Source organism: Yersinia sp. 2541 StPb PI (assembly GCF_052217145.1).
Lineage (GTDB): Bacteria > Pseudomonadota > Gammaproteobacteria > Enterobacterales > Enterobacteriaceae > Yersinia > Yersinia enterocolitica_E.
The window spans coordinates 3,218,849-3,242,244 of the sequence record NZ_JAZGQB010000001.1 but is presented as its reverse complement, the minus strand read 5'-3'; the positions used below and the strand labels follow the sequence as shown (position 1 = coordinate 3,242,244).

Below are 23,396 nucleotides of genomic sequence, written 5' to 3'. Positions count from 1 at the left end.
CCCCAATAAAAGGATTGCCAGATGGATTTCCTCAGTACAAGCAATATATTGGTGCATATTCCGCTGGGTGCGGGGGGGTATGACCTTTCATGGATAGAGGCGATTGGTACCCTGTTTGGATTACTCTGTATTTGGTTTGCCAGCAAAGAGAAGATAATTAACTATTTGTTTGGCCTGATTAACGTGACGTTATTTGCGGTAATCTTTTTCCAGATTCAGCTCTATGCCAGCCTGCTATTACAGTTGTTCTTCTTCGTCGCTAATATCTATGGCTGGTATGCCTGGAGTAAGCAAACGTCTGATAATCAAGCTGAATTGAAAATTCGCTGGTTATCATTGCCGAAAGCATTGATTTGGGGCGCAGTGTGCGTGGCTGGTATCGCTTTAATGACCTTGCATATTGATACTGTTTTTGCCGGGTTGACCCGTGCCGCAGTGGTGGTGATGCAGCGTTTGGGCGCTAATGTGCAAATGCCTGAACTGCAACCTGATGCATTCCCATTCTGGGATTCCACCATGATGGTGTTATCAATTGTGGCGATGATCCTGATGACACGCAAATATGTTGAGAACTGGCTGATTTGGGTGGTGATTGATGTCATCAGTGTAGCGATTTTCGCCTATCAGGGGGTTTATGCGATGGCTCTGGAATACGTGATACTGACACTGATTGCCCTGAATGGCTCTTGGTTGTGGATGAAGAGCGCGGCAAGAAATCATTCACGTCCGTTATCAACTCAGAGTCACTAGCGGCTAAGTCAGGCCACTGTTTTATCGGGCTTATCTCCGTTGAAACAGTGGCCTGTTTGCCCTCAGTGAGGGTGGTAATGGTGCGCGTCGTTACTGGCGGTCTGATTAATGCCACAATCGGGTGCGGCACAATGCTGATATTCCATTTGAATGGTGGCATGCCCAATATTGTAGTGATGCAGTAAATGGTGCTGGATACGATGCAATAATTCATCGTTATCCCTCGGAGGGATCACTTGCACATGCAGCGTCATTAGCCGTTTTTCGCCAACTTGCCATAAGTGAACATGATGAACGTCCCTCACTTCATATATGCTGGCACATAAGTCTTTGCGCAATTTGGTGATATCAATCTCTTGCGGCGCGCCCTCTAACAGTTCGTGAAAACTCTCTTTCAGCAGCCGCCAGGCGCTGCGGAGCACCAACACTGAGACCAATACCGACAATATCGGATCAATAGGTGTCCAGCCGGTAGTCAGAATGACCACTGCAGCCACTATCGCCCCAACGGAACCTAATAGATCTCCCAGCACATGTAAGGCTGCGGCGCGCACATTGATATTCTTTTCTTCCTCGCCACGATGCAGTATCCAGAAGCAGAAAATATTCGCACATAATCCGGCGATGGCGATGAATAACATCGGCATCCCCATCACTTCATGGGGAGAAAAGAAACGCCGTACCGCTTCCCAGACTATCAATACCACAATCAACAATAATGCCGCCGCGTTGACGAACGCCGCCAGTGTGGTCAGGCGCAAATAACCAAAGGTATGGCGAGAGTCAGGTTTTCGCTGCGAGAAATGAACTGCCATCAATGCGATGAATAATGCGGCCGAGTCTGTCAGCATATGTCCGGCATCCGCCAATAATGCCAGCGAACCCGATAGCCAGCCACCAATGGCTTCCACCACCATAAACAGAGTGGTAACCACAAAAGCTATCAGTAGGCGTTTGCTGTTGCTGTCTTGGGGGAAAAATGAAGATACAGCCATAGTTATCCTTGGACCATAAGATGTGTGCACCGAACTGTCGGTTTATGTTAGCTCTGACAGGGTTTGATTCAAACCTTTAATCAACTGTGCTAATAGATTCTGCAGTTGAGTATAGGCCGCAGGAGCGATTTTTCCTTGCTGGCATTGGCTAATTAACTGCTGACATAATGCGGCACCTGCGGCATTTTGCAATATCAGAAAACTGCCCTTAATGCGGTGTAATACCTGTGCACGGGCCGCTAGCGGCTGTGGTACCAGTGCAAGTTGTTGGTGGTCATGCACCATGGAATCAAGCAGCGTCACCACTAATTTGCGCACCATAATTGGGTCTTGATTACCCAATCGTAATAGTATTTCCCGCAGGTTATCGTAAACCGGTTGCTCTGTGGTCATAACGGTTTGTATGCGTAATACCCGCTCAATATCACTGAGTGTCACCGGTTTGGTCAGCCAATGGTCGATAACGATATTCCCAGGCCGGATACGGGTAAATTCTTGTACATCGGCCGAGCAAAGGATGATTTTTACCGCTTTAGACTGAGATGGGTGCTCTTGTCGGCGAATGATTCGCGCCAGGGTAAAACCATCCAGAGTGGGCATATTGTAATCGACAAACAGCACATCGAACGGTTGCTGAAAATGAGCGTGTAATAGCTGGCGGCCATTATCAAACAGCTCGGATTCAATACCAAAATGCCTGAGCTGTTGTTGCATCAACAGGAGGTTACTCGGGTGGTCATCAACCATCGCGACACGAAGAGGAGACCAGCATAACGTGTCTGTAATTTCTGTTGCGGGCCTCAGGATTGGCGGCGATACCGTCTCCATGGCAAGCAATAATTTGATGGTGACCACGGTGCCTTTATTCAGCTCTGAGGCTAGGCTGATAGTGCCATTCATTCGGTCAATAAGCTCTTTGCAGATCGATAAACCCAAACCACTGCCTGGGATCATCAGATTGTTGCTGCTCTCAACCCGATAAAAGGGCTGGAACAGGTGGGGTATTTCCGCAGCGGCTATTCCGCAACCACTGTCCTCCACCTGCAATATCAACTCTCCTTGCCCTTCGTGCTGCGGTTGCCACGCCATCCGAACATTAATTTCGCCTTGGCGGGTAAACTTAATGGCATTGTTAATTAGATTGTTCATGACCTGAAGTAAGCGACCGCCATCAAGCAGAACTGTTTCAGGTAAGTTATCACTGTAACTGACATTTAAGGTTATCGGCCGCATACCCAACAGCGGTTGATAAACCGCGCGAATATGATTAATCCAAGGAATCAACGCAGTAGGTTGTGGTAAAAGCTGTAACGAGCCAATTTCCAACTTGGCATAATCTTGTAGGTCATTGAGTAGACTTAATAACGATGATGCTGAGCTGTAAATAACGGGCAAATTACCCTGCGCGATAGTGTTTTTTTTAAGCTCCAGTTCCAACAAACCAAGGATGGCATTCATTGGTGTTCGTAGCTCATGGCTGATAGTTGCCAGAAATTTACTTTTCATCTGATTAGCGGTTTCGGCTTGCAGGCGCGCCTGTTCCAAGACTTCTCGCTCACGTCGCTCTTTGCGCCGCTGAATAAAACGGCGGACCATCACCACCAAGAGCAGTATCAATAGCCCGCCAAGGGCGCTAAACAACCAGGTGGCAGGGGGCATCATGCGATTTTCATTTACCGCATCAATAATATTGCGAGGATCGGATACCCATTCATCACGCAGTGATTGTAGGGTGGCGGGGGGGATTTGTAGCAAGTTTTTATTGAGAATCGACAGCAGTAACGGTGAATGTTGGGCGACGCCAAAGGCCAGTGGATAAGCAATGTTATCTGCCGCAAATGCCAGTTTGATGACCCCGGAATAGCGGGAAAGAACCATAAAATTGGCGGAGATGACATTATCAATCAACCCGTCCAACTGCCCATTAGCCAGTGCATCATACATTGCCTTACGGTTAGCAAAGACAGTGGCCAAGGTCTGGGGGGGGATCAGTTGCTGACCTAAATCCCCTTCCACCACACCGAGACGCTTGCCAGATAGATCTCCCCACGTTGAGACGTTATGGGTGAACGCGTTGGTATACACCCCCCACAAGGCACGGTGAATGGGCATCGAGCTGTCATATTGCGCTTTGAAACTACCGGCTAGCGGCAGTAAAGCCCGCATCATGGCCCTATTTTGTTGCACCAGTTGATCGGCCAACCGTGGGTTACTGCTCCAGACAGGCGAAAATTGCAGGCCAGTATTTTGCGCAATGGTATTGAGAATATCGACAATATAGCCGCGTGGTTGTTTATCGCTGCCACGATAAGTAAAGGGATAGTCATCATCGATGGCGGCGTAATACACCACGGGATGGGCCTTAACCCATTCTTGCTCCATGCGGGTAAGATCAGCATTACCGGTATCGAGATAGCTGGGAATTTTTTTACTCCAGCGGCCCTGAATGGTATTAAGAACGTCCATAGGGACGTTGCTGATAACGTGATCAAGCGTCTCTATCAATGCCGGATTGGTTGCCGCAAACACCAAAGAGATACTGCCGGGCTTTATATCATTCTCAACCTGATAAATTTGCCCCAGTTGCAGTTGATCAATAATAAAGCTGGCACTGGTTTCATCGGCAATAAAGTAGTCATTAAGGCCGTTTAATAAGGAGTAAATGGCTTGCAGATTATTATCAAACAGCTGGTTATGCGGGGTTTTATTCTGAATTTCATCGACCAACTGCATACTGGCCATTTTACTAATAGCAATGCGCGCATCAGCCGAGTTTAACATTACCTGACGGCTATTTTGGCGGCTACGTAACACCAGTAACTTACTGACATAGTAAGGTTTTGATATATATAAGTTGGGATTTAATGCGCTGCGAGGTAAACCAAACAGTAGGTCGATATCACCTTGTTTTAATGCCTGATTCAGGGTTGTGGTGTCGGAGAAGCCTATCACCTCCACATTGGCCCCGGTTGCTTGCTTAATATAGTTAAGGTAATCGGCATTCAGACCGTACAGGTCACCATCGACAATAATATTATACGGGCTCACATTGTCGTTGAGGATGCCAACCCGCAAAGTGGCATTACGCCATGGATTATTAGGTGTGATAAACGGTGTGCTGGCCGGTATGTTCAAGCTGCTAACTAAATTGTAGTGCAAAGTAGAGGTCGCTTGTGCGGGTAGCAGCAGGCAGAATTGGACAATGAATAGCAATACTAACCCGCATTTTCTCATGGTTGTAGCTCGTTAAATACGGCAATTAATGCCAGTAAATTTGCTGCACCGGTTTTATTGAGAATATTTTTCTTATGTGTGCTGACAGTTTTATTGCTGATATTCAGTAACTCAGCAATATGTAAATTAGAATGGCCTTTACTGAGTAATCCCAATATTTGCAGCTCTTTCTGGGTTAAATGGTATTTTTCATCGTTAGGTGTGGAGCTGCTATCCAGCGTACTGGCGGGGAATACTCGTTGGCCGGCAATAACGGCATCAATGGCTTGCAATAGGTTATCCATCGGCTGCCCTTTATGCATAAAACCCTGTGCCCCAGCGGAATAAGCCATTTTGGCATAAACCTCTTCTTCCTGGGCGGTGTAAATCATGATGGACTGCTGTGGATAGTGGCGGCGGATTTTGCGTAAAAACTGCAAACCGTCAAGCTGTGGCAAACTGATATCCAAAATTAACAGATCAAAGTGATATTCCGCCAATAAGGCCAATGCCTGCTGGTCATCAGCAGCGCAATGCAGATGATAACGTGGTGTCGCGCGCATCAGTGCGGCTTCAAGGGCAACATGCACCACGGGGTGATCATCAACTAACAGTAACCTAGGCATAAACCGTATTAACCTTTAGGGATAAGAGGGGGTGATAACCGAGTATGACTCTTATTAATGATTTTATAACAAATAACAATCCAGATAAAAATTGATGGCTTCATTCAATAAGTTGATACCTAATCGAGTAAACCGCATTATTGCTGTTTATCTGCACAGAACACCAAATGTAATAAAGTAGATTTACAGCGTTCAATTCACCAGCTAGATTGGTTCAACTAGATTGGTACCGATAGACGTTGTGCGATGACCGTCACAAGACTTAATGGAAGAACTATGAATTACCTGAATGATGACCTACGGATTAATGAAATTAAGGAACTCCTGCCCCCTGTTGCTTTGTTAGAGAAGTTTCCAGCCAGTGAGAACGCAGCAGAGACGGTATCCAAGACCCGCACAGCTATTCATAACATCCTGCGTGCCCAAGACGACCGTTTGTTGGTTGTCATCGGTCCATGCTCTATTCATGATACCCAAGCGGCCAAAGAGTATGCGGCCCGTTTGCTAACCCTGCGTGAAGAACTGCAAGGCGAGCTTGAAGTGGTGATGCGGGTTTATTTTGAAAAACCGCGTACCACGGTGGGTTGGAAAGGTCTGATTAACGATCCGCATATGGATGCTAGCTATGACATCAATGACGGTCTGCGTATCGCGCGTAAGTTATTGTTAGATATCAACGAGAGCGGGCTGCCAGCAGCGGGTGAGTTTTTGGATATGATAACCCCGCAGTATTTGGCTGACCTGATGAGCTGGGGTGCCATCGGCGCCCGTACCACTGAATCTCAGGTTCACCGTGAGCTGGCTTCAGGTCTGTCTTGCCCGGTTGGGTTTAAAAATGGCACCGATGGCACTATCAAGGTCGCTATCGATGCCATTAATGCGGCTAGTGCACCGCACTGCTTCCTGTCAGTGACCAAATGGGGTCATTCAGCGATTGTAAATACCGCCGGTAACGACGATTGTCATATTATTCTGCGTGGTGGCAAAGAGCCAAACTACAGCAGTGCTCATGTTGCTGCGGTTAAAGAAGGGCTGAGTAAAGCGGGCCTGGAACCACAGATCATGATCGATTTCAGCCATGCTAATAGTAGCAAGCAATTTAAAAAGCAGATGGACGTCAGTAAAGATGTCTGCAACCAGATTGCTCATGGTGAAAAATCGATTATGGGCGTGATGATTGAAAGTCATTTGGTGGAAGGCAATCAGAATCTGGAAAGTGGCGAACCACTGACTTACGGCAAAAGTGTCACCGATGCGTGTATCGGCTGGGAAGACACCGAAACGGTATTACGTGAGTTAGCAGATGCCGTCAAAGCGCGCCGCCAATAATAGCGAGCAGGCAAATAAAAACCCCCGGCATTGATCATGTTCGGGGGTTTTTTAATGGTGCTAATCAGGGATGATTACTTCGCTTTGCCTTGGTTAGCAACAGCGGCGGCTTTAGCCGCGATTTCATCAGCGTTACCCAGATAGTAGCGTTTGATTGGTTTGAAGTTTTCATCAAACTCATACACCAAAGGTACGGCAGTTGGGATGTTCAGCTCAAGAATTTCATCTTCGCTCAGGTCATCCAGATATTTTACCAATGCTCGCAGAGAGTTACCGTGGGCGGCGATAATGACTCGCTCACCACTGACAATGCGGGGTTTGATCACTTCATTCCAGTAAGGAATAACGCGTTCGATGGTCAGCGCCAGGCTTTCTGTGGTTGGCAGTTCTGCATCGGTAAGTTTTGCGTAACGTGGGTCATTACCAGGGAAGCGCTCATCGCTTTTTTCCAGCGCAGGTGGGGTGATAGCAAAACCACGACGCCACAATTTAACTTGCTCGTCGCCATACTTGGCCGCAGTTTCTGATTTATCCAGACCTTGCAGTGCGCCGTAATGACGCTCATTCAGTTTCCAGGTTTTTTCCGTTGGCAGCCAGGCCTGATCCAGTTCATCCAGCACACTCCACAAGGTGTGGATAGCACGTTTCAGTACTGAGGTATAAGCAAAATCAAACGCGAAACCTTCGTCTTTTAACAGCTTGCCCGCCGCTTGTGCTTCTCCACGGCCTTTCTCAGATAAATCAACATCATACCAACCGGTGAAGCGGTTTTCATTGTTCCACTGACTTTCGCCGTGTCGTACCAGAACCAGCTTAGTTACTGCCATAGCGTTAACTCCTTTAATGTGAAACTCAATCTCTATACCCCTCGGACTTGAAGACGCTGTCTAACCACGCTATTACCGGAGGGTATAGATTAATATTCAATGATAACTATTATCATTATATTGCGGGATTGCCGCCAACAGCAATGGTTTGTGTTTAACCATAGCCAATTTTTTAGCGGAAGTTAAGCTCATTGGGGTTCCCTCGCTTACCGCCTTCCTGGATCTTGATATTTATTAGGTATCGGTTTATATCCAATTAAAAGAGGGGTACTAAATACCCCTCCGGCTGCGGGGATTAGGCGGCTTTCTTCAGGCAGGTACTCATAAAGGTTTTACGCTCATCACCTTTTAACGCTTTGGTCGCTGCGTCGGCATTGCAGCTTTTCATTTTCTGCTGTTGTGGCGTCAGGGCTTTTTCATCGGGATGAATCTGCGCTTTCAGGCACTGACTCATAAACTTCTTCCGATCATCGCCTTTCAGTGATTGGGTCGTTGCCTGCTGATTACAGTCAGTCATCTTCTTCTGTTGTGCGGCCTGAGCGGGTGACGGTGTTTTCGCCGTATCTGCTGCCATCACATTGACACTAAGCAGTAATCCCGCACAGAGTAACCATAGGGTAGTTAGGCGCATAAACATTCCTTAAATAATATTGAGGGTCGGAAAGGGCGGGAAACAGGTCAGTATCACCGCAGATAGATGCTGTTAAGCGTAGTCGGCAGTGCTCAATATGGGTAGTTATCCCCGTCATCTTTCAAACAGCGTTCAAATCGGTTCCCGACCGATATGTCACCCGAATCACTGACCTATGTCAGCTCATCGGGATCTCGTCTTCCTGCATCTTGAAATCTGTTGGGTATATAGCTTTATAGCGCGATAAAGTGATAAACCGTGGTGGCGCGGTAGGTTTTCCCAGGTTTTAGCCAGCAATCAGGTTGTGGCCATTCGGGGTGGTTAGGGCTATCAGGTAGGAATTCACTTTCCAGCGCTACGCCGGTGTAGCTGGCGTAAGTGCCCCCTTTGCGGGCCGGTGTTCCGCCAAGGAAGTTGCCACTATACAACTGCAACGCAGGTGCGGTGGTATAAACACTCATTTGTACCCGGTTATCAGATGACCACAGATGAGCCGCCGGGCTTTCCGTTGCACCGCAAGTACGATGGAGCAGGTAAGCATGATCATAGCCTTTAACCCGCTGCTGACAACGGTCTTGCAGGAAGTCGCGTGCCAGTGTTTTTGGTTGTCGGAAATCCATACCGGTTTTCTCAACATTAGCCAATCCGCCGCTTGGGATCCCCTCAGTATCAACCGGTAAGTAACGATCCGCAAATAGCTGCAACCGATGCGCCCGCACGTCCAGCCCTTCACCATCAAGATTAAAGTAAGCATGATTGGTCAGATTCACCGGACAGGTTTTATCGACCTGAGCCTGATAGTGGATCTCCAATCGGTTATCTTCCGTCAACAGATATTGCACTTCGGCGGTCAGATTACCGGGGAAGCCCTGATCACCATCAGGTGAGTGCAGTTGATAAGTCACCTGCCTCTCATCCTGCTTAACCTTTTGCCAGCGGCGAGCATGGAAACCTTCAGGACCACCATGCAGTTGGTTAGGTCCCTGATTAGGTAACAGATTGAGGGTTTGACCCTCCACCGTGATTTGGCTGTTAGCAATACGGTTGGCATAGCGGCCAACGGTGGCACCAAGATAAGCGGCTTGACGTAGGTAGTCTGCGGGAGTCTGGCAGCCCAGCAATAGCTCGCGCTTTTCGCCATCGGTCAGCGGCAGGACCGCAGATAGCCAGGTTGCGCCCCAGTCCATCAGCGTTACACTCATACCGGCTTTATTATGCAATTCGGTCAATTCAAAGGGGTGACCATCTGGTGCTAACTGGTCAACACTGCTTGATGATGCAGCGTCGTTTTTCAGCATAAACCCGCTCCTTGTGAAGCCTGACATACGTAGAAGGTCTCTTTCCTACCGCCGCTATGAGCCGGATACTCCTGGGCTACGGCTGCACGAACCTGCTCAACCAGCGACGTTGGCATCAGTGCGACAATGCAGCCACCGAACCCCCCGCCAGTCATACGAACACCACCTTGCTCCCCAATAACGGATTTCACAATATCCACCAAGCTATCGATCGGCGGAACTGTGATCTCGAAGTCATCACGCATCGAAATATGAGACTCCTGCATCAATTGCCCCATCAATTTCAAATCACCGGAGGCCAGGGCATCAGCTGCCGCTAGCGTGCGTTCGTTTTCGGTAATTACATGGCGTGCACGCTTAGCGACGACGGGATCCAGCTCATCCTGAATAGAGAAGAACAGGGTTGGATCCACATCACGCAAGGCTTTAACACCAAAGAAACGGGCGGCAGTTTCACATTGCTGGCGGCGGGTGTTGTATTCGCTATCAACCAGACCCCGTTTCACATTGGAGTTAATGATGACGACCGCAACGTTTTCCGGCATTGCCACGGCACGGGTTTCAAGGGTACGGCAATCGATCAGTAGTGCATGATCTTGTTTACCCAGCGCTGAAATGAGCTGATCCATAATGCCGCAGTTACAGCCAACAAACTGGTTCTCTGCCTCTTGCCCATTTAGCGCCAGATCGACGCCGCTAAGGGGCAATTGATAAAGAGACTGCAACGCTTGCCCGACCGCGACCTCAAGTGATGCTGAAGAGCTGAGACCGGCACCTTGTGGCACATTGCCACTGATCACCAGATCTGCACCACCAAAATCGGCATGGCGCAGTTGCAAGTGTTTCACGACGCCGCGCACGTAATCCGCCCAGCGGTATTCGGCATGTGGGACGATTGGCGCATCCAGTGAGAATATATCCTGCTGATTTTCATAATCAGCAGCAATAACACGAATCTGGCGGTCATCACGTTTGCCACAACTGATGACGGTTTCATAATCAATAGCACAGGGCAGCACGAAACCGTCGTTATAATCGGTGTGTTCGCCAATAAGATTGACACGACCCGGCGCTTTGATAGTGATGTCAGGTTCTTGATTAAACTGTTGGCGAAAAATAGCCTGGGTATGCTGTTTTAAACTCATTATTTGACTCCGGCTTCTCGATAATGAACATCACTTACTGCCCGCAGGTGTTCAGCCGCCTGTTCTGCTGTAAGGTCGCGCTGGGTTTCAGCCAACATCTCATAACCCACCATAAATTTACGTACCGACGCCGAACGCAGCAACGGCGGATAAAAATGAGCATGCAATTGCCAGTGTGTGTTGTCGCTTGCGTTATACGGTGCGCCATGCCACCCCATCGAATAGGGAAAAGAGCACGAGAACAAGTTGTCGTAGCGGCTGGTCAGCTTTTTCAGGGCAATGGCGAGACAACTGCGTTGTTCCACAGAGAGGTCTTCTAACCGCAGCACATGGGCTTTGGGCAGTAATAATATTTCAAACGGCCATGCTGCCCAATAGGGCACTACCGCCAGCCAGTGCTCGGTTTCAACTACCGTCCTGCTGCCGTCACGACGCTCACGTTCAGCATAATCGACCAGCATGGGGGACTGATTTTGCTGAAAATAGTGCTGTTGCAGGCTGTCTTCCCGTGCTGCTTCATTTGGCAAAAAACTATTGGCCCAAATTTGGCCATGGGGATGCGGATTTGAGCACCCCATCGCCGCGCCTTTATTTTCAAATACCTGCACCCATGGGTAGGTTTGGCCTAATTCGGCACTCTGTTGCTGCCAGGTCTGAATAACATCTTCCAACGCAGGCAAAGAGAGTTGCGGCAGCGTCTTACTGTGGTCAGGTGAGAAGCAAATAACCCTGCTGGTGCCGCGCGCACTTTGGCTCCGCATCAAGGGATCATCACTTTGCGGCGCATCAGGTGTATCTGGCATCAGCGCGGCAAAGTCATTGGTAAACACATAGGTTGATGGATAGTCAGGATTGACATCGCCGGTCACCCGAGTATTACCAGGGCACAAGAAGCAATCAGGGTCGTGCGCCGGTAAATTCTCCGTCGCCGGGGCCTCTTGCTGGCCTTGCCATGGGCGCTTGGCTCGATGAGGTGAGACCAGCACCCATTGATCACTTAATGGATTGTATCTACGGTGTGGATGATCCACAGGGTTAAAATCAGTCATAACAACACCTTAATCGGGATAGCCCTGAGGATTATTGGATTGCCAACGCCAGGTATCTGCCGCCATTTCATCAAGCGAGCGGTGTACCCGCCAACCCAATTGTGCGGCAGCTTTGCTCGGATCTGCCCAGTAAGCCGGTAAGTCACCTTCGCGGCGCGGGGCAAAATGGTAGGCCAGCGGCTTGCCACACGCCTTGCTGAATGCCTCGACCACTTGTAAAACACTGCTACCCACGCCGGCACCCAGATTGAAAATATGCACGCCAGGCTGATTGTGTAGTTTTTTCATCGCCGCCACATGGCCATCGGCTAAATCGACCACGTGAATATAATCGCGTACCCCGGTGCCATCAGGTGTCGGGTAGTCATTACCGAATATGGCCAGCGACTCACGACGACCAACGGCAACTTGTGCAATAAATGGCATCAGGTTATTCGGGATACCTTGTGGGTCTTCACCCATGGAGCCTGACGGATGTGCGCCAACGGGATTGAAATAGCGCAGAATGGTCATATTCCATTGTGGGTCAGCCAGTTGCACATCTTGCAAAATTTGCTCAACCATCAACTTGCTACGGCCATACGGGCTGGATGGCAAGCCGGTCGGGAAGCTTTCGACATACGGAATTTGTGGCTGATCACCGTAGACCGTGGCAGAGGAACTGAAGATAAAGTTTTTGATCTGTGCAGCACGCATGGCCTCCAGCAATACTAAGGTGCCGAAGACATTATTATTGTAATATTCCAGTGGCTTACTGACCGACTCACCCACGGCTTTCAGGCCAGCAAAGTGAATGACTGCATGGATAGACTGCTCAGCAAATATTCGGTCGAGTAAAGCGCGGTCACGGATGTCACCTTGATAAAGCTTCGGTGTATAGCCGCTAAGGGCATGTATCCGGGCTAATACGCTGGATTTGCTGTTGCAAAGGTTATCGAGGATGACCGGTTGGTAGCCAGCTTCAATCAATTGCACACAGGTATGGCTACCGATGTAACCGCTACCACCTGTTACCAGAACGTACATAAAAGACTCCTCGAATGACTTTAGTCTAAGAAAGATAGCACGCCATTATGTGAGAAAAGGTGATCTGCGCTCAATAATGGAATCGTTTACATCTAAATTTCTCCCAGTTTAATCCCAGTAAAAGCATAAAGACAGGGGAATAAGCAAGGATAGGCAAAAACAAGAGATAAATAACAGTCACCACATAGATAACTGGATTGGTAGCGTTCTCATCCATTAATTCAGCAGAAATGTCCTGCCTGTTATGCACCGCCCGATTCCAGTTAAGAATGCTAGCCTCGGGTCGGTAGATAACAGGGTAGATAAAGATTAGTGCGATGAATAAAGAGGATAAGTGAAGAACAATAAATGCATCAAATTCAGGGCGAAGTGAAAGGCAACCGCCACCCATAAACGACCACTCCACAGCCATGCCAGGCCGTAAATTAACCCTGCCAATGCGGCGAACACCATCAATAGCGGGCCGCCTGCAATATGTGCTGCGCCAAATAATAGGGCGGTGAGCAGTAGGGCCGGATAGTTACCCAACCACTGACTTAACCTTTGTTGCAAATAGCCACGAAACAGTGCTTCTTCTGCCAGACAAACAAAAAACACATTAGCGACCACAAAGGAACCTATCCATGCTGGGGTGTGCATCTCAATTTTCAGGCCGCCTAAGGCAACAGCCAGCAACAGCAATGCAGGGATACTGACAATCAATACCAGCCAGCTTGCACGGCTCACTGATGGATGCTTTTTCGCGACAAATAAGGTTGGCAGGCAAGCCAGTAAAATAAAAGGTATTAATGCTTTATCAAGATTGTAATACAGGCTGAAGGGTGCGCTGAGTGGCCCTGTCTTCACGTCTTTCAATACATTTAGATTATTAAAACCGGGTACCAGATGCAGAAACAGTGCGATTGCTGCCATCACCAGCAGCAATTCCAGTGCGACGGCCGGCCATTTCCGGTGACGATATTTTTTCAGTAGTAGTGCCACAATCAATGTTAGAAGCAAGAATGCGGCCGATGGTAGAGTCAAAACACCGTGATACAAGGCAATTGACAGTGACGACAGCAAGAGAAACAGGGAAAGTACCCGGTTAATTGATAAGAAAAGTAACGAAGCAGCAAGTATGCCCCACATAAATATCCCTTTAATGTTATGCCCGTCATCTTTCAAATCGCAGGTGCGTTGGCCGCTTGATTCGCTCGGCTTATAGGGTTATACCCCTTTTGAGACTTAGCCTGCGGACTCACGTACATGCAGTTCAAATCGGCTTATGAGCGCTTTGTTTCTTGCGGCTGGCCTGCACCTGAAATTTATAGGGTATAAATCCTGATGGTGGCTGAATATGTTAAGTTTATCGCCGGCGCTGATAGGGGCTGGCAGTAAGAATGATAGCATAAGCCCCCGCCAATAAACGCCGCTTCCGTTGAGGATAGCTCTCATTATCCTCAACGAAATGCCTGAAGAGTTTTAACCTGCTAACTTTTCCTGTTGGTAGTGATAAATATCGCCATCAGGAACAAAGGTCAGACGGTGGGTAATGCACTGTGGTGCATCTTCAGCATGGTGAGAAACGAATAACAGTTGCGTGTCACCCTCACTGATCATTACATCAATAAAACGCCGTACCAATAGGCGATTAAGCGGGTCCAAACCCTGCAAGGGTTCATCAAGAATCAACAGTGCAGGATGCTTAACCAGTGCTCGGGCGATCAGTGCCAACCGCTGTTGTCCCCAAGAGAGACTGTGGAAGGGCTGATTAGCGGTTACGGCGGAAAAACCGAGTAAGTCTAACCATTGATTGGCTAATTGTTGTTGGCGATCAGACACTGCCTGATAAATACCGATTGAATCGAAAAAACCGGAGAGAATCACGGTACGTAGATTGGTGCTGACGCGGTAATCCAGATGCAAACTACTGCTGACATAACCAATATGGCGTTTAATATCCCAGATAGTTTCCCCACTGCCACGGCGGCGGCCAAACAGTGTCAAATCATTACTGTATCCTTGCGGATGGTCGCCAGTAATCAGGCTGAGTAAGGTTGACTTCCCAGCACCGTTTTGGCCAATAATTTGCCAGTGTTCACCGGGATTAACCTGCCAACTCAGGTTATGAAGAATAGGGCGGTCATTGTATTCAACCACGCCATTACGCAAGATAATTAGTGGCTTATCTGGTGCGAAAGGGGCCTGCTGTTGCGGGTGTTCTGTTTCTGGCAACAACATACCATCAAGGTTTTCACTGTGCGCCAGTTGGGCAATCAATGCCTCGGAAAGAATCTGCTGGCGGGGGCCAGTATGGGTTAATTGGCAATCTGCCAGCACACCGACGTATTGCACAAAATCAGGGATATCATCAAAACGATTTAGTACCAGCACCAGCGTGACACCTTGTGCTGAAAGGGTGGATAGCATACCAGCCAACTGCGTGCGGGCTGTCACATCCAGACCATCAAAGGGTTCATCCAGAATCAACAGATCCGGTTGTGGCATCAGCGCTCGGCACAGCAATGTTTTGCGGGTCTCACCAGTAGAAAGATATTTAAAGCGACGCGAGAGTAACTGGCTGATACCAAACTGCTCTGCCAACTGCTGACAACGTTGCGGATCAACGTATTCTTCCTGAATGATCTCTGCGGTAGTACGCCCGGTATCGTCTTCATCTGCGCTGAGTAAATCAGTGTTATTGCGCTGCCACTCTTCGCTGACTAACTGCTGAAGTTGCTCGAACGACAAATGCACGCTGTGGCGAAAATGGTTGTGGCGGCTGCCGCTCAACAGGATTAATTCCCCTGCTAATGCCTTTGCCAACGCGGATTTCCCGCTACCATTGGCACCGACAAATGCCCAGCTATCACCCGATTGAACATGCAATGCTGGCAGGATGAGTGTCCGGGTGTCACTCAGGCGAAAACAACCTTGCGATATTTGCAACTCCGACATCATTCTTTCCATATTTTGCAACACAATAAGGGTGTTAGGGATAATCGGAAAGGGGCAAAATGTCAACAGTAAATACTAAGGTTATTTTGCATAACTAAGCTGAATTATTTAGCAAAGTGTAGCGATAATGACCCGATCTGCATTGAATTGGGCAATGACGTGACTACCAACATGCAAATTCAGCTTATGTAATTCGCTATTGTTTTGTGTCGAACACAAGCTGGCTCCCCCAGTTAAGGTCACGATAACTTCACTGTGATCGCTGCCGGGTTCAATACTGGCCACGGTGCCGGGCAGAGAGTTATCAGCAGCCCCCGCCAGTGCCTGATCAGTAACCAGTTTTACCCAAGGGGCTTTGATCAGTGCCAATACTTCTTTGCCCGCCGAAAGTTGCAAGCGATCAGCACTCTGTTGAGTGAGTGCCGCAGATAACCGGGTTTTGCCGTCTGATAATAGGATATTGACGTGTTGTTGAACCTGCTGATGATCCCGCTCAATCAGGGTGCCGAAAAATTGATTACGGGCGCTGGTTTGTAAAGAGAAGCGCGAAATAGCTGCCAATAAACTATCGAGTGGCAGCGAATCATCTTTCAGCGTGTCAAATGCCTTTTGCTGGATCTTGGCGAGCAAATCATAAAGTTGAATTAAACGCTCGCCGTAACGAGTCAGGTGCGCGCCGCCACCGCCTTTACCACCTGTTGCCCGCTCAACCAATATTTCCTCGGCTAAGGTATTCATTTCGTTAATCGCGTCCCAGGCACTTTTATAGCTAATCCCAGCCAGTTTTGCGCCCTGGCTGATGGAACCGGTATGCTGTATTTGTTTCAGTAATGCGATACGCCGGGGATCAGCAAACAGCCGTTGCTGAAGTTTTAGGGTAAGAAGAATTTCAGCCTGCATGATTTTTTACTCCGGCGGGAAAGGATTATTGCTATCTAAGTGCTTGTATACACCTGAATCGCACGTTTGGCAGGTTACATTCTTTTGCTGTTAGTTAAAATAACAGGGTTCATTCATCGCTGATATAATTTACAGTAAATGATAGATCCTAGTTATTGTGATAACGTAAGTTATCGCTCAATGAGCAGTAATGAGAGGCTGATATGTTGGATTTATTGAAAAGTCTGGTCTTTGCCGTGGTCATGGTACCGGTGGTGATGGCCGTGATTCTGGGGCTTATCTATGGACTGGGCGAGGTGTTCAACGTCATCTCTAAGACCGGTCACACCAAAGAACGCTCTTAATCTGATTTCTGAATGCCCGGCACATAGACGCTGGGCATTTTCGTTTTTCTCCCTCATTTCCTCCACTCCCCCACTTGTTACCACAGCTCAAGATACCTCACATCTTGCCGATAAACTGCATGACCTGCTTATAATGTTGCGTTATATTCCCATGTATATAGCGATTTCATTAATGCGGAGAACAACATGAAGAATCAATACGGTAACGCCAAGGTTTGGGTAGCGAGTGCAACACTGCTGGCAGCATTTTCCGGCACCACGTTAGCGGCGGACAACATTACAGTGTTTGCTGCGGCTTCATTGACCAATGCATTACAAGATATTGCCGTACAGTATAAAAAAGAGAAGCAGGTTGATGTTGTTGCGTCGTATGCTTCATCCTCAACGTTGGCACGCCAGATTGAGCAGGGCGCACCGGCTGATATGTTTATTTCTGCCGATCAGCAATGGATGGATTATGCTATTGATAAACAGCAAATTGTTGCCAATACTCGCTACACCTTATTAGGTAATGAACTGGTATTAATTGCTCCGCAAGACAGTAAAATAGATAAAGTCGTAATCGATAAAAAAACCGACTGGAAGAAATTATTGGATGGTGGCCGTTTGGCGGTGGGCGATCCTGATCATGTTCCTGCTGGGATTTATGCCAAAGAGTCACTGGAGAATTTAGGTGCCTGGTCAACTTTAGCCCCTGAAATGGCGCGGGCCAATAACGTGCGCAGTGCAATGGCACTGGTCGAACGGGCAGAAGCGCCGCTGGGTATTGTCTATGGTTCAGATGCGATAGCCAGTAACAAAGTTAAGGTTGTGGGGATATTCCCGGAAGCAAGTCATAAGCCGGTTGAATACCCGATGGCAATTGTTAAAGGTCATGAAAACCCGACCGTGAGTGCTTTTTATGATTACCTGAAAAGCCCAGCAGCGGCGGTTATTTTCAAAAATTATGGATTTACCCCACGCTAATGATATTGAGTGAGTATGAGTGGCAGGCAATTATTCTTAGTCTGAAGGTTTCAGCGGTTGCGGTGGCGTGCAGTTTGCCATTAGGCATTTTAATGGCGTGGATTTTAGTGCGCTGCCGTTTTCCCGGTAAATCGTTGTTAGACAGTATTATTCACTTACCACTGGTGCTGCCACCCGTGGTGATTGGCTATTTATTGTTGATAAGCATGGGGCGGCGCGGTTTTATTGGCGAGTGGCTCTATAGCTGGTTTGGCATTAATTTCAGTTTTAGTTGGCGTGGTGCGGCGTTAGCCTCGGCGGTGGTGGCCTTTCCGCTGATGGTGAGGGCTATCCGGCTGGCGTTGGAAGCAGTTGATACGCGTCTGGAACTGGCGGCCCGCACGCTAGGAGCCAATCCGTGGCGGGTGTTTTTCACCATTACGTTACCGCTCTCTTTACCGGGGGTGATTGCTGGCACCGTGCTTTCTTTTGCCCGTTCACTGGGGGAGTTTGGGGCGACCATCACTTTCGTCTCCAATATTCCCGGTGAAACCCGCACTATTCCACTGGCAATGTACACACTGATTGAAACCCCTGGGGCGGAAGCTGCTGCTGCGCGTTTGTGTGTCATTGCCATTATTCTGTCGTTGGTGGCGTTGCTATTATCCGAATGGCTGGCCCGCTGGGGTAAAAAACGCATGGGGGCACCATGTTAGAGCTGGATTTCAGTCAGCAACTGGGCGATTTGGATTTACGCGTTTCCACCAATCTGCCCGCCCAAGGTATCACCGCTATTTTCGGGTTGTCGGGGGCCGGTAAAACCTCATTAATTAATGTTATTGGTGGCCTGACCCGTCCGCAGCAAGGCAAAGTGGTGTTAAATGGCCGGGTGCTGGTGGATGCCGAGCAGCAAATCTATCTGCCACCGGAAAAACGCAAAGTCGGTTACGTATTTCAGGATGCGCGCTTATTTCCCCATTATCGGGTGCGGGGCAATTTACAATACGGCATGGCCCCGTCAATGCGTGGGCAATTTGACACAATTGTCGGTTTGCTGGGTATCGAGCCACTATTAAGTCGTTTCCCACTGACCCTCTCTGGCGGCGAGAAACAGCGTGTTGCTATTGGGCGCGCATTATTGACCGCCCCTGAGCTGTTGTTGATGGATGAGCCACTGGCCTCTCTGGATTTGCCCCGCAAACGTGAGCTGCTGCCTTATCTGGAGCGGTTGGCGCAAGATGTTAACACCCCTATTTTGTATGTTAGCCACAGCATGGATGAGATCCTGCGGCTGGCAGATCAAGTGGTGGTTATGGATGGTGGCAAAGTGCGCGCGGTCGGCGGGCTGGAGGAAGTGTGGGCCAGTAGTGCATTGCGCCCGTGGCTGCAACGGGAAGAACCGAGCAGCATACTGCGGGTCAGTGTCATTGGTCACCACGACCGCTATGCCATGACCGCGCTGGCGTTAGGTGATCAGCGATTGTGGGTGGGTAAGCTTGATGCGCAAGAGGGTAGCTCAATGCGTATTCGGATTAATGCAGCCGATGTTTCGTTGGTATTACAGCCACCGCAAAGCAGCAGTATCCGTAATATCTTGCCGGTAAAAATTGCCGAATGCCTTGAGGTGGATGGGCAGGTCGATGTCAAACTCGCGGTTGGTGATCAATGGTTGTGGGCGCGGATCACGCCGTGGGCACGGGATGAATTGGCGCTTAAACCCGGTCAGTGGGTGTATGCACAGATAAAAAGTGTCTCGTTTAACCGCAAGAATTGAGGGCGATAACCCCTGGGTTCACCCGACGATAAAACGCCCGTCAGCCGGGCGTTTTTTACTATCAAGCCAGGACATGCTGGCGGATGACGCCAGCAATACCGGGTTGTTCGTTATCGGCAATCACTAGGTCAGCCCGCTGTTTGATAGCATCGGCGCTATTCCCCATCGCCACTCCCAAACCAGCGCTTTCCAGCATGCTCAGGTCATTAAAGTTATCACCAAAGGCAACCACATCTTTCATGCTCAAACCCTGAGATTCAACCCATTGCTGTAGCCGCTTACCTTTGCTGTTACCCGCCTGTGCGATATCAACTTGATCATGCCATGACCATTCGCAAGCCAACCCCATGTCATTCTCAATCTGGGTTGCGAGCGCTCTCAGTTGCTCAATATCCGAGTGTGAAGTGGCGAATTTCCAGATAGAACTGGCAGTGTGAGCAGCATCAAGCAAGCTATCAACGTGGAGTAGCGTTGGGCGCTGAGCGGGTGGTAATGACTCAGCCCAACTGAGTGAGCGAATCACATGCCCGCTGGTTTGCTGATAGAGCATGGCATCGTCCACATACATTAGCCCGTGGATACCGGTTTGCTCCAGCAACTGCAACACCTGAACCGCTTGTTGAGGCTGCAAGGGGTTTGAATCTAATACCTTTTTGGCATGGTAATCATAAATATAGGTACCGTTACAGCAAATTGCAGGTGTATCAAGTTCTAGTGCCTGATAAAACGGGTGAATAGCAACATGATGGCGGCCGGTCACCACTACCACTTTGATGCCTTCAGCACGGGCTTGCGCCAGTGCGGACAAGGATTCTGGCAGAATACGTTTTTTGTGATCCAGTAGCGTTCCGTCTAGATCCAGTGCAATTATGCGATAGGTCATGGCAGCAATAGTCTCGTTAATAAGGGCATTAATAGTATGGTTACATAGTATTACCCGATGGTACACCGGATGGCGGGTTGATTAAACCAAGCCTGGGAGTGGGTAGCATAATCAGCTAAAAATAAGCAGGATAAGTTTTAAACAGCGCGACAGCAGACTGTTGTTATGTCCGCCGAGTCAGGTAAGCTAGGCTAAACAGTGTTGCCTAATAGGTTCGACTAAGGAGTAGAGATGAAGCAAGTGGTTTACGTGGCAAGCCCAGACAGTCAGCAGATCCATGTTTGGCAATTAGATTCCGCCGGTGCATTAACCTTATTGCAAACGGTGGAGGTGCCGGGGCAAGTGCAGCCGATGACAATCAATCCAAACCAGCGCCAGTTATATGTTGGGGTGCGCCCCGATTTTGCCATTATCAGCTACAACATCAGCGACGATGGCACATTGACCGCCGCTGGCATGGCACCACTGCCAGGCAGCCCAACGCACATTGGCACTGATTTACAAGGCCACTTCCTGTTCTCTGCTTCATATAGCTTTAACTGTGTCAGCATTAGCCCTATTGATGAGCAGGGTGTGGTACAGGCACCTATTCAGCAATTGGATGATTTGCCTGCTCCACATTCGGCGAATATTGATCCGACCAATCAAATATTACTGGTACCTTGCCTGAAAGAAGATAAGGTGCGGTTATTTGATCTGAGCCTTGAGGGTAAACTGACCCCACACGTTCAGGCGGCGATACCGGTTGCTGCCGGTGCGGGCCCACGTCATATGGCCTTCCACCCCAATAAACACGTCGCCTATTGTGTTAACGAGCTGAATAGCTCGGTAGATGTGTATCAAATCAACAAAAACGGCCAAGAATACCAGCTAATACAGACGCTGGATGCGATGCCAACAGACTTTACCGGCACTCGTTGGGCGGCTGATATCCATATTACGCCAAATGGCCGTCATCTCTATATCAGTGACCGTACTGCCAGTCTGCTGGGTATTTTCAGTGTTTCTGAAGATGGGCGTGAGATTACGTTGGTCGGGCACCAACAGACTGAAGCACAGCCACGCGGTTTTAATATCGATAACAGTGGTAACTTCCTGATCTCTTCCGGCCAGAAGTCGGATCATATTGCCGTGTATCGTATTGATCAACACAGCGGTGAGCTAACCCCCCTGAAGCGCTATGCAGTAGGGAAAGGGCCAATGTGGGTCACTATTTTGGCACCAAGAGCTTAAAAAATAATATTGCAGGGCGGGGAAATGTGTCGAAGGGGTCGTAACGGCGTAAGCCGTCGCAGCGCCCATCGGTGCAGTTGCCCGCCAATTTGCGAACGATATTGTCCACCACTGCTTTAGTGGATATTTACTATCGCAGCTTTCACCGCATCCGTTAACCGCGTCAGTGATTGCGGCGAGATAATATAAGGCGGCATCAGGTAAATCAGTTTACCAAACGGGCGGATCCACACACCGTGCTCGACAAATTGCCGTTGCAAGCGCGCGACGTTAACCGGCTCTTTCATTTCCACTACCCCAATTGCCCCTAATACCCGCACATCGGCTACTGCTTCATGTTCTGCAAGTGGCATTAACGCGTGTTTCAATTGGTTTTCTATGGCGGCAACCTGCTGTTGCCAGTGATTCTCAGCCAACAGACTCAAGTTTGCCGAGGCGACAGCGCAAGCCAATGGATTAGCCATAAATGTCGGGCCGTGCATAAAGCAACCCGCATCACCGTTACTGATGGTTTCTGCCACCTTACGGGTAGTTAAGGTAGCCGATAAAGTCAGGTAGCCGCCGGTCAACGCCTTACCCAAACACAGAATGTCCGGCACGATTTGCGCATGTTCGCAGGCGAAAAATTTGCCGGTGCGGCCAAAACCGGTAGCAATTTCATCGGCAATCAACAAAATCTGGTGCTGATCGCACAATGCTCTGACCTCACGCAAATAGGCGGGGTGATAGATACGCATTCCACCGGCACCTTGCACTATCGGTTCCAGAATGACTGCGGCTATCTCGCTGGAATGTGTGGCTATCATTGCAGCAAAATCAGTGATGTCTTCCGGGTTCCACGGCTCGTCGAAGCGGCATTGTGGCGCGCGGGCAAACAGATTTTCAGCTAAATACCCCTGATACAAACTGTGCATTGAATTCTGGGGATCACAAACTGACATCGCACCAAAAGTATCACCATGGTAGCCGTGGCGCAGGGTTAAAATCCGTTGCCGCCGTTCACCTTTGGCCTGCCAGTATTGCAATGCCATTTTCAATGCAACTTCAACGGCCACCGAACCCGAATCAGCGAGAAAAACACACTCTAGTGCCGAAGGGGTTAGAGCAACCAACTGTTGGCAGAGTTCCACGGCGGGCGGGTGGGTGATACCTCCAAACATCACATGGGACATTTTATCCAACTGCTGATGTGCCGCGTGGTTCAGTACCGGATGATTATAGCCGTGAATGGCCGCCCACCATGATGACATGCCATCGATCAGACGTCGGCCATCAGCCAGTTGCAGCTCAACGCCATCGGCTGCGACCACCGGATAGCAGGGAAGCGGGTCAGTCATTGAGGTGTAGGGGTGCCAGATATGACGTTGATCAAAAGCCAGGTCAGAAGGTGTCATGAGGATTGTTGTAAACCAATTCATTGCAAGAATGGTTGACAGTATATCGAGTTTATTTACACTGGCGAAACTTTTTTCTCTTCCTTGGAGAAGCCGT

At 49.0% G+C, this 23,396-nt stretch carries 21 protein-coding genes; 7 read left to right on the top strand and 14 right to left on the bottom strand.

Annotation, left to right across the window (positions count from 1 at the left end):
- The first annotated feature begins 21 nt into the window (after nt 1-21).
- Nucleotides 22-750 (top strand): nicotinamide riboside transporter PnuC, encoded by a 729-nt coding sequence (pnuC, locus tag V1953_RS14625; RefSeq protein WP_083159574.1) that lies wholly within the window; start codon nt 22-24, stop codon nt 748-750.
- A 62-nt stretch (nt 751-812) separates the two neighbouring features.
- On the opposite strand, the gene zitB is transcribed toward pnuC, so the two are convergent.
- The 3 genes from zitB to V1953_RS14610 are packed head-to-tail and all read right to left on the bottom strand — an operon-like array spanning nt 813 to nt 5,584.
- On the bottom strand, nt 813-1,745 hold the full coding sequence (zitB, locus tag V1953_RS14620; RefSeq protein WP_083159572.1) for a CDF family zinc transporter ZitB: 933 nt from the start codon (nt 1,743-1,745) through the stop codon (nt 813-815).
- Between the two features lie 42 nt (nt 1,746-1,787).
- Entirely contained in the window at nt 1,788-4,979 is a 3,192-nt protein-coding gene (locus V1953_RS14615) for an ATP-binding protein (RefSeq protein ID WP_442851079.1), read from the bottom strand.
- Nucleotides 4,976-5,584 (bottom strand): response regulator, encoded by a 609-nt coding sequence (locus V1953_RS14610; RefSeq protein ID WP_083159570.1) that lies wholly within the window; start codon nt 5,582-5,584, stop codon nt 4,976-4,978. The genes V1953_RS14615 and V1953_RS14610 overlap by 4 nt, the downstream gene beginning before the upstream one ends.
- Nucleotides 5,585-5,860: 276 nt before the next feature.
- Between V1953_RS14610 and aroG the strand changes: the two genes are divergently transcribed.
- A complete protein-coding gene (gene aroG / locus V1953_RS14605) occupies nt 5,861-6,913 on the top strand; it encodes a 3-deoxy-7-phosphoheptulonate synthase AroG (RefSeq protein ID WP_083159568.1) in 1,053 nt (350 codons plus the stop codon).
- Between the two features lie 74 nt (nt 6,914-6,987).
- Here aroG and gpmA read toward each other — a convergent pair whose 3' ends face one another.
- From gpmA to modE, 9 genes are all read right to left on the bottom strand, one after another.
- A complete protein-coding gene (gene gpmA / locus V1953_RS14600; RefSeq protein WP_083159566.1) occupies nt 6,988-7,740 on the bottom strand; it encodes a 2,3-diphosphoglycerate-dependent phosphoglycerate mutase in 753 nt (250 codons plus the stop codon).
- A gap of 295 nt (nt 7,741-8,035) precedes the next feature.
- Complete coding sequence (locus tag V1953_RS14595; protein WP_372568872.1) at nt 8,036-8,371, bottom strand: PsiF family protein; 336 nt, start codon at nt 8,369-8,371, stop codon at nt 8,036-8,038.
- 233 nt (nt 8,372-8,604) lie between these two features.
- Entirely contained in the window at nt 8,605-9,669 is a 1,065-nt protein-coding gene (gene galM, locus V1953_RS14590) for a galactose-1-epimerase (protein WP_442851078.1), read from the bottom strand.
- Nucleotides 9,663-10,814 (bottom strand): galactokinase, encoded by a 1,152-nt coding sequence (gene galK / locus V1953_RS14585; RefSeq protein ID WP_083159560.1) that lies wholly within the window; start codon nt 10,812-10,814, stop codon nt 9,663-9,665. Before galK ends, galM begins: the two co-directional genes overlap by 7 nt.
- Nucleotides 10,814-11,863 (bottom strand): galactose-1-phosphate uridylyltransferase, encoded by a 1,050-nt coding sequence (galT, locus tag V1953_RS14580; RefSeq protein ID WP_083159558.1) that lies wholly within the window; start codon nt 11,861-11,863, stop codon nt 10,814-10,816. Before galT ends, galK begins: the two co-directional genes overlap by 1 nt.
- Before the next feature lie 9 nt (nt 11,864-11,872).
- Nucleotides 11,873-12,889: a UDP-glucose 4-epimerase GalE gene (gene galE / locus V1953_RS14575; RefSeq protein WP_372568873.1), complete on the bottom strand. Its 1,017-nt coding sequence runs from the start codon at nt 12,887-12,889 to the stop codon at nt 11,873-11,875.
- 309 nt (nt 12,890-13,198) lie between these two features.
- Nucleotides 13,199-14,017 (bottom strand): CPBP family intramembrane glutamic endopeptidase, encoded by an 819-nt coding sequence (locus tag V1953_RS14570; protein ID WP_420073086.1) that lies wholly within the window; start codon nt 14,015-14,017, stop codon nt 13,199-13,201.
- A 333-nt stretch (nt 14,018-14,350) separates the two neighbouring features.
- Nucleotides 14,351-15,826 (bottom strand): molybdate ABC transporter ATP-binding protein ModF, encoded by a 1,476-nt coding sequence (gene modF / locus V1953_RS14565; RefSeq protein WP_083159552.1) that lies wholly within the window; start codon nt 15,824-15,826, stop codon nt 14,351-14,353.
- Between the two features lie 108 nt (nt 15,827-15,934).
- Nucleotides 15,935-16,726 carry a molybdenum-dependent transcriptional regulator gene (modE, locus tag V1953_RS14560; protein ID WP_083159550.1) on the bottom strand — a complete coding sequence of 264 codons (792 nt, stop codon included), beginning with the start codon at nt 16,724-16,726 and terminating at the stop codon, nt 15,935-15,937.
- A gap of 203 nt (nt 16,727-16,929) precedes the next feature.
- Between modE and V1953_RS14555 the strand changes: the two genes are divergently transcribed.
- The 4 genes from V1953_RS14555 (at nt 16,930) to modC (ending at nt 19,789) form a co-directional block, all read left to right on the top strand.
- The gene (locus V1953_RS14555; RefSeq protein WP_083159548.1) at nt 16,930-17,070 is read left to right on the top strand and encodes an AcrZ family multidrug efflux pump-associated protein; all 141 of its coding nucleotides are present in this window, start codon (nt 16,930-16,932) and stop codon (nt 17,068-17,070) included.
- Nucleotides 17,071-17,256: 186 nt separating this feature from the next.
- Entirely contained in the window at nt 17,257-18,036 is a 780-nt protein-coding gene (gene modA, locus V1953_RS14550; RefSeq protein WP_083159546.1) for a molybdate ABC transporter substrate-binding protein, read from the top strand.
- On the top strand, nt 18,036-18,731 hold the full coding sequence (modB, locus tag V1953_RS14545) for a molybdate ABC transporter permease subunit (RefSeq protein ID WP_032907071.1): 696 nt from the start codon (nt 18,036-18,038) through the stop codon (nt 18,729-18,731). The genes modA and modB overlap by 1 nt, the downstream gene beginning before the upstream one ends.
- Nucleotides 18,725-19,789, top strand: a complete 1,065-nt coding sequence (gene modC, locus V1953_RS14540; protein WP_083159544.1) for a molybdenum ABC transporter ATP-binding protein ModC — start codon at nt 18,725-18,727, stop codon at nt 19,787-19,789. The genes modB and modC overlap by 7 nt, the downstream gene beginning before the upstream one ends.
- Before the next feature lie 61 nt (nt 19,790-19,850).
- Here the strand turns inward: modC and V1953_RS14535 are convergent, their stop codons facing one another.
- On the bottom strand, nt 19,851-20,672 hold the full coding sequence (locus V1953_RS14535) for a pyridoxal phosphatase (RefSeq protein WP_083159542.1): 822 nt from the start codon (nt 20,670-20,672) through the stop codon (nt 19,851-19,853).
- A gap of 231 nt (nt 20,673-20,903) precedes the next feature.
- Between V1953_RS14535 and pgl the strand changes: the two genes are divergently transcribed.
- Complete coding sequence (gene pgl / locus V1953_RS14530; protein WP_442821106.1) at nt 20,904-21,905, top strand: 6-phosphogluconolactonase; 1,002 nt, start codon at nt 20,904-20,906, stop codon at nt 21,903-21,905.
- Between the two features lie 116 nt (nt 21,906-22,021).
- On the opposite strand, the gene bioA is transcribed toward pgl, so the two are convergent.
- Complete coding sequence (bioA, locus tag V1953_RS14525) at nt 22,022-23,299, bottom strand: adenosylmethionine--8-amino-7-oxononanoate transaminase (RefSeq protein WP_420073089.1); 1,278 nt, start codon at nt 23,297-23,299, stop codon at nt 22,022-22,024.
- Between the last annotated feature and the right edge of the window lie 97 nt (nt 23,300-23,396).

Excerpts from the sequence above, each read along its gene's own strand:
- pnuC (WP_083159574.1), top strand. The coding sequence starts at position 22 with ATGGATTTCCTCAGTACAAGCAATATATTGGTGCATATTCCGCTGGGT.
- zitB (WP_083159572.1), bottom strand. The coding sequence starts at position 1,745 with ATGGCTGTATCTTCATTTTTCCCCCAAGACAGCAACAGCAAACGCCTA.
- V1953_RS14615 (WP_442851079.1), bottom strand. The coding sequence starts at position 4,979 with ATGAGAAAATGCGGGTTAGTATTGCTATTCATTGTCCAATTCTGCCTG.
- V1953_RS14610 (WP_083159570.1), bottom strand. The coding sequence starts at position 5,584 with ATGCCTAGGTTACTGTTAGTTGATGATCACCCCGTGGTGCATGTTGCC.
- aroG (WP_083159568.1), top strand. The coding sequence starts at position 5,861 with ATGAATTACCTGAATGATGACCTACGGATTAATGAAATTAAGGAACTC.
- gpmA (WP_083159566.1), bottom strand. The coding sequence starts at position 7,740 with ATGGCAGTAACTAAGCTGGTTCTGGTACGACACGGCGAAAGTCAGTGG.
- V1953_RS14595 (WP_372568872.1), bottom strand. The coding sequence starts at position 8,371 with ATGCGCCTAACTACCCTATGGTTACTCTGTGCGGGATTACTGCTTAGT.
- galM (WP_442851078.1), bottom strand. The coding sequence starts at position 9,669 with ATGCTGAAAAACGACGCTGCATCATCAAGCAGTGTTGACCAGTTAGCA.
- galK (WP_083159560.1), bottom strand. The coding sequence starts at position 10,814 with ATGAGTTTAAAACAGCATACCCAGGCTATTTTTCGCCAACAGTTTAAT.
- galT (WP_083159558.1), bottom strand. The coding sequence starts at position 11,863 with ATGACTGATTTTAACCCTGTGGATCATCCACACCGTAGATACAATCCA.
- galE (WP_372568873.1), bottom strand. The coding sequence starts at position 12,889 with ATGTACGTTCTGGTAACAGGTGGTAGCGGTTACATCGGTAGCCATACC.
- V1953_RS14570 (WP_420073086.1), bottom strand. The coding sequence starts at position 14,017 with ATGTGGGGCATACTTGCTGCTTCGTTACTTTTCTTATCAATTAACCGG.
- modF (WP_083159552.1), bottom strand. The coding sequence starts at position 15,826 with ATGTCGGAGTTGCAAATATCGCAAGGTTGTTTTCGCCTGAGTGACACC.
- modE (WP_083159550.1), bottom strand. The coding sequence starts at position 16,726 with ATGCAGGCTGAAATTCTTCTTACCCTAAAACTTCAGCAACGGCTGTTT.
- V1953_RS14555 (WP_083159548.1), top strand. The coding sequence starts at position 16,930 with ATGTTGGATTTATTGAAAAGTCTGGTCTTTGCCGTGGTCATGGTACCG.
- modA (WP_083159546.1), top strand. The coding sequence starts at position 17,257 with ATGAAGAATCAATACGGTAACGCCAAGGTTTGGGTAGCGAGTGCAACA.
- modB (WP_032907071.1), top strand. The coding sequence starts at position 18,036 with ATGATATTGAGTGAGTATGAGTGGCAGGCAATTATTCTTAGTCTGAAG.
- modC (WP_083159544.1), top strand. The coding sequence starts at position 18,725 with ATGTTAGAGCTGGATTTCAGTCAGCAACTGGGCGATTTGGATTTACGC.
- V1953_RS14535 (WP_083159542.1), bottom strand. The coding sequence starts at position 20,672 with ATGACCTATCGCATAATTGCACTGGATCTAGACGGAACGCTACTGGAT.
- pgl (WP_442821106.1), top strand. The coding sequence starts at position 20,904 with ATGAAGCAAGTGGTTTACGTGGCAAGCCCAGACAGTCAGCAGATCCAT.
- bioA (WP_420073089.1), bottom strand. The coding sequence starts at position 23,299 with ATGACACCTTCTGACCTGGCTTTTGATCAACGTCATATCTGGCACCCC.